At 45.7% G+C, this 6000-nt stretch carries 4 protein-coding genes; all 4 read left to right on the top strand.

Annotated elements, in window-relative coordinates; genetic code table 11:
- The first annotated feature begins 54 nt into the window (after positions 1-54).
- The 4 genes from AB4Z17_RS01230 (at position 55) to AB4Z17_RS01245 (ending at position 5843) form a co-directional block, all read left to right on the top strand.
- Entirely contained in the window at positions 55-2070 is a 2016-nt protein-coding gene (locus AB4Z17_RS01230) for a beta-galactosidase (RefSeq protein ID WP_441957627.1), read from the top strand.
- Between the two features lie 255 nt (positions 2071-2325).
- On the top strand, positions 2326-3249 hold the full coding sequence (locus AB4Z17_RS01235) for an ABC transporter permease (RefSeq protein WP_083682713.1): 924 nt from the start codon (positions 2326-2328) through the stop codon (positions 3247-3249).
- Between the two features lie 43 nt (positions 3250-3292).
- Positions 3293-4186 (top strand): carbohydrate ABC transporter permease, encoded by an 894-nt coding sequence (locus AB4Z17_RS01240; RefSeq protein WP_441957629.1) that lies wholly within the window; start codon positions 3293-3295, stop codon positions 4184-4186.
- A 64-nt stretch (positions 4187-4250) separates the two neighbouring features.
- On the top strand, positions 4251-5843 hold the full coding sequence (locus AB4Z17_RS01245; protein ID WP_441957639.1) for an extracellular solute-binding protein: 1593 nt from the start codon (positions 4251-4253) through the stop codon (positions 5841-5843).
- The last annotated feature ends 157 nt before the right edge of the window (positions 5844-6000 follow it).

Raw genomic sequence — 6000 nt, forward strand, 5'->3', positions numbered from 1 at the left:
ATCCGTTAGAATGTCACGGAATATGGCGCTGATGGCAGAAGGGACCGTGAAGATATGATTAATACGAAGCTGAAGCAGATTTGGTATGGAGGAGATTATAATCCGGATCAGTGGCCGGAGGAGATATGGCATGAGGATATGCGTCTGTTTAAGGAAGCGGGAATTAATGTAGTGACGCTTCCTGTATTCAGCTGGGCAAAGCTGCAGCCATCGGAGGATACGTATGATTTTGGATGGCTGGACAAGCTGCTGAACCTCATCGCGGAAAATGGGATTTATGCCTGTCTCGCCACATCAACCGCTGCACAGCCGGCATGGATGTCGCGCAAATATGAGGATGTGCTGCCTGTTGATGTGGATGGAAGGAAGCGCACGCATGGCGCACGTACGAACTTTTGTCCAAACAGCAGGACCTATCGCAGATTATCGGGTCAGCTGGCGCGTAAACTAGCCGAGCGTTACAAGGATCATCCGGCACTGCTCATTTGGCATATTAACAACGAATACGGCACGCATTGTTATTGCAGCAGCTGCGCGGTGGAATTCCGTGAATGGTTGAAGGTGAAATACGAGACGATTGAGCGGCTGAACGCTGAGTGGAATATGAGCTTTTGGGGACACACCGTCTACGAATGGGAGGAAATCGTACCGCCATCCAATTTAAACGGAGATAACCGTAATTTCCAGCCCATGGCGATTGATTACAAGCGATTTATGTCCGATTCTATTCTCGGCTGCTACCAAGTTGAATATGCAGAGCTGAAGGCGGTTACGCCGGATATTCCGATTACGACGAATATTTGGGGCTTATTTAACGGTCTTGATCTGAAAAAATGGGGCGAAGCGATGGATGTTGTCTCTTGGGACAGCTATCCGCAAATGAATGAGCCTATGGGCAATGTGGCAATGCGCCATGACTATATGCGCGGCTTAAAGGACGGCAAGCCCTTTATGCTGATGGAGCAAACGCCGAGCCAGCAAAACTGGCAGCCATATAATAGCTTGAAGCGTCCCGGCGTGATGCGGCTTTGGAGCTATCAAGCCGTTGCGCATGGCGCTGACACGGTTATGTTCTTCCAGCTTCGCCGCTCATTCGGGGCATGCGAGAAATATCATGGTGCAGTTATCGAGCATGTCGGTCACGAGGATACGCGAGTATTTCGTGAGTGCGCTGCGCTCGGTCGTGAGCTTGATGAGCTTGGCGATCGTTTGCTTGATTCGGAGGTTCATGCCGAGGTCGCGTTATTGTTCGATATTGATACTTGGAACGCGGTAGAAATTACGAGCGGACCGAGTGTTGATCTGAATTATTTGGATCAAGCGCAAAAGTATTACAAAGCATTTTACGATCAGAATGTGGCGATCGATGTGCTCAGTCCGCTGAGCGATTTCTCCAAATACAAAATACTTGTAGCTCCCGTGCTATATATGTTAAAGCCAGGTGTTGCTGAGCGCATTGAAGCGTTTGTACAAAATGGAGGCACCTTCATCACCACCTTCTTTAGCGGCATCGTGAACGAGAACGACTTGGTTACACTTGGCGGATACCCGGGCAAGCTCCGCAATTTGCTGGGACTATGGGTGGAGGAGATTGACAGCCTGCTGCCTGAGATGCGCAATAGTGTTGAAATTGGCGAGGCATTTGGCCATGTAGCAGGAACCTATGAGTGTGGTTTGCTATGTGATCTTCTTCATCTTGAGGGAGCGAGAGCAATCGGGACTTATGGCAAAGATTTTTACGCGGGCATGCCAGCGCTGACGGTAAACGCATTTGGTTCAGGTGAAGCCTACTACGTAGCTACAGCGCCTGAACAAAAGCTGTTAGCGGATCTGATCCAAACGTTGTGTGCAAAACATCAAATTGTAGCTCCGTTCACAGCGGCAGCAGGTGTAGAACTCGCGCAGAGAGTCAAAGGGGATCAAGTATATACGTTTGTTTTGAACCATAACAGCCATCAATCGACGATTTCTCTCGAAAATGCGAGCTATTTCGACCTACTAACTAATCGTCAGGTGAGTGGAACGGAAGAGATAGAGCCGCATGGCGTTATGATTTTGCAAAAAGCATAAGCAATGATTTTAAAAACCACGATTTCGTTCGTCTCGAATGACACTTCGAGCAGACGATCTTGTGGTTTTTTGACGCCTATTCCGTGTGAAATGGCTTGTTAATACATAAAAGTTTAAATCGTTCACTGTTCATTTCGCTAATTCGTTCACTGACTTTGCAATCTTACTCTTTCTCCCAAAACAGGGGCGGCGTACAGTGAGAACAGCAGACAACACGAAATAGAAAAGTACGCTTTGAGAGGAGACATCATCTGCATGTTGAAAAAAAATGGAGTGCTTAGGGAGCTTGTAACGAATCGTATACTCTTCCTTATGTTATTGCCGGCGCTTATCTTCTTCCTAATTAACTCGTATGTTCCAATGGTGGGTATCTACTACGCTTTCACAAGGTTCGACTTCAACACAAGCTTGTTCAATAGCCAGTTCGTTGGACTCGACAACTTCAAGTTTTTATGGAAATCGGGGGTTCTCGCAAGACTAACCTTAAATACGGTCGGCTATAACATCGTATTTATTCTACTTGGAAACGTGCTCGCYATCGCGCTTGCCATTCTACTGAGCGAGCTGCGCTTGCAATGGTTTAAGAAGCTGACGCAATCGATCATGTTTCTACCGTACTTCGTGTCCTTCGTTATTCTTAGTGTCATCGTTTACAACGTGTTCAACTATGAGAGCGGATTTCTGAATTCGACGCTGAAGTCATTCGGATACGAATCATTGGACGTATACAATACGCCATGGGTGTGGGTGTTCCTTATAATCATCTTCTACCTGTGGAAAAATATAGGGTACAGCATGGTTATCTACCTGGCATCGATTACTGGAATTAGCGAAGAGTATTATGAGGCTGCCAAAATCGACGGCGCGAACATTTTCCAGCGTATCTGGTACATTACCGTTCCGATGCTGAAGACAACATTCGTTATGCTCCTGCTGTTCGCACTCGGAAGTATCATGAAAGGTCAGTTCGACTTGTTCTACCAGCTGATCGGCAACAACGGCGTGCTTTACAATACGACAGATATTCTCGATACGTATGTGTACCGTTCACTGAAAGTGACATTCGATATCGGCATGTCGACAGCCGCTGGTTTATACCAATCGCTATTCGGCTTCGTTCTTATCATGACCGTCAACTATATCATCAAGAAAATCAACGACGAGTACGCATTGTTTTAAACGATTTGAAGCAATCGCTATCAGCTAACTGTAGGAGGTACCCATGAAAATCAAAGACGACAATTATATGAAATGGTTTAGACTCATCGCTTTTATAGTCATCCTCATTTCAACTGTAGCCTGCTTGTTTCCGTTCCTGCTCATTATATCTGCTTCCTTTACGCAAAATGAAGCGATTATAAGAGATGGCTACCATCTCATTCCAACCGTGTTTTCATTTGAGGGTTATGCGACGGTGTTCCGTTTTCCGAAGCAGGTATTGCAAGCCTATGGCGTCACCACGCTAACCACGGTTATCGGCACGACGCTTGGGTTGTTCCTGATGACGATGGCTGGATACGTCCTGCAGCGCAAGGATTYCAAATATCGCAATTTCTTCGCTTTTATGATTTATTTCACGACGCTGTTTGGCGGCGGACTGGTGCCTTGGTACATCCTAATGACCAAGTATTTGAAGCTGACTGACAAGCTTGAAGTGTTGATATTGCCGGGTCTTATGACGCCTTTCCTTATTATTCTGATGAAAAACTTTATCCGCTCCGCTGTACCGGATGAGGTTATTGAATCCGCTAAAATCGACGGCGCAAACGACTTCACCATTTATAGCCGGATTGTGCTTCAGCTGTCGATGCCCGGCATCGCAACCGTAGGTTTGTTCCTGGCGCTTCATTATTGGAATGACTGGTTCACTTCCTCGTTGTTTATTAACGACACGACGAAGTACCAGCTGCAATATTACTTGTACAACGTTATTAATGCGATGAGCTTCGTTGCGCAAATGGGCTCGGGAACTGGCGTCTCGCTAGGCTCCGACATGCCGACAGAATCAACTAAGATGGCGATGTCCATTATCGTTACAGGACCAATCCTGTTCCTGTATCCGTTCGTGCAGCGTTATTTTGTAAAAGGATTGACGATTGGTGCGGTTAAAGGTTAGAACTAGACAAGGGATCAATCATTCCGCGTTTAGCTAACATAGATAAGAACTTATTAAAGGGAGGATTCACATGACTAAGAAAGCAGCAAAAGCGGTCTCCATGTTTCTATCCATCATCGTGCTTATTACAGTACTAGCAGCTTGCGGATCGAATAACAATGGAAACAGCGGCAGTAGCGCCACCGATGCTCCAAAAGACACAGAGGGTACAACTAACGAAGGCGGCGAAAAATCAGGTATCGATACGTCGAAAAAAGTGGAATTGCAATTTTATATGTTGGGCGATGCTCCTAAAGATATCGCTTCTATTCAAGAGCAAGTCAACAAAATGGCATTGGAAGATTTGAATGCTACTGTTAAATTCAACTACACATCTTGGACAGATTGGGATCAAAAGTACAAGCTATTGCTTGGATCAGGCCAACAGGTTGACTTGATCTTCACAGCGGATTGGACGCAATATCAATCGTATGCGAAGAAAGGCGCTTTCCAAGCGCTAGACAAGATTCTTCCCGTGGCAGCGCCTACGCTTAACTCTTATGTGCCAGCAGATATGTGGGAAGCTGTAAAAATCGATGGTCAAATCTACACGGTTCCAGCTACGTACAAGGAGTATGTAACGGATGGTTTTGTATGGCGCGAAGATCTTCGCGAGAAATACAATCTGCCTACACCAGTAGATATTGCAACGTTCGAGCAATACCTAGATGGAATCAAGAAAAATGAACCAACGGTTACACCGCTTTCGATGAACTCGGATGTGAAAACAAACCTAATGGACCGTTTCATAGGTATTTCCCATTCTCCAGTTGGTGCGCTGCCATATGGTATCGGCATCGACTATGCAACACCTAATGAAGTACATTCCTACTGGGGTTCAGATGAGCAAGTTCAAGATTTGACGGTAATGAAGCGTTGGCAGGATAACGGCTACATGGTGAAAAACGTGCTGGCTGTTAAAGATACGCTGCAGGATCAAATCACAAGCGGCAAAGCTGCAGCAATTATTGGGGACAACCCGACTCGCTATAACGATATGGTTATCAAAATTCAAGCAACTCACCCGGATTGGAAGCTGGGCTACCACCCATTCCCAAAAACAAATGGAATTGCAACGCCAGTTCACCCAATCCACAACGGATTCGCTATTCCAGCTAGCAGCAAAAACGCTGAGCGCGCGCTTGCGTTCTACGAGAAGCTGGTTACGGACAAACGCTACAACATGCTTACGCAATACGGTGTAGAAGGCAAAAACTATGAAGTAAAAGACGGCTATTACTCGATGATCGGCGATTCCAATTCCAACGGCTTCCCTCGTGAGGGCATGAATGGCTGGGCATGGAGAAACCCTGAGTTCATGCTGTTCGACAAAAACTATGATGGCGTAAAAGCGATCTTCGACGAGCTTGATAAAATTCAAGTACCTGATAAATTCACAGGTTTCGCAGAAGATTACACACCTTACCAAGCTGAGAGAGCAGCACTTGAGCAGGTAGAGAAACAATACTTGTTCCCGCTGAATGCAGGTCTCGTGAAAAACGTAGAAGATGGCGTGAAAACGTTCATGGAAAAAGCAAAACAAGCAGGCCTTGAGAAAATTCAAGCGGAATACACGAAACAATGGCAAGCGTATGTTACGGAGCAAGGCATTAAATAAGACAGTTTAAGAAAACAGATCATTCCTCTTAGGAGGATGATCTGTTTTTTGTTTTCAACAGGGTAGATTAAAAATTCAATAAAAAAAGAGCTCGATTCCACTTCGGAATCGAGCTCTTTTTTTAATCCAATGTATAGGTTGCTGAGCTGTGACAGGT

It is taken from the genome of Paenibacillus sp. TAF43_2, assembly GCF_052113545.1.
Classification (GTDB): Bacteria; Bacillota; Bacilli; order Paenibacillales; family Paenibacillaceae; genus Pristimantibacillus.

Excerpts from the sequence above, each read along its gene's own strand:
- AB4Z17_RS01230 (WP_441957627.1), top strand. The coding sequence starts at position 55 with ATGATTAATACGAAGCTGAAGCAGATTTGGTATGGAGGAGATTATAAT.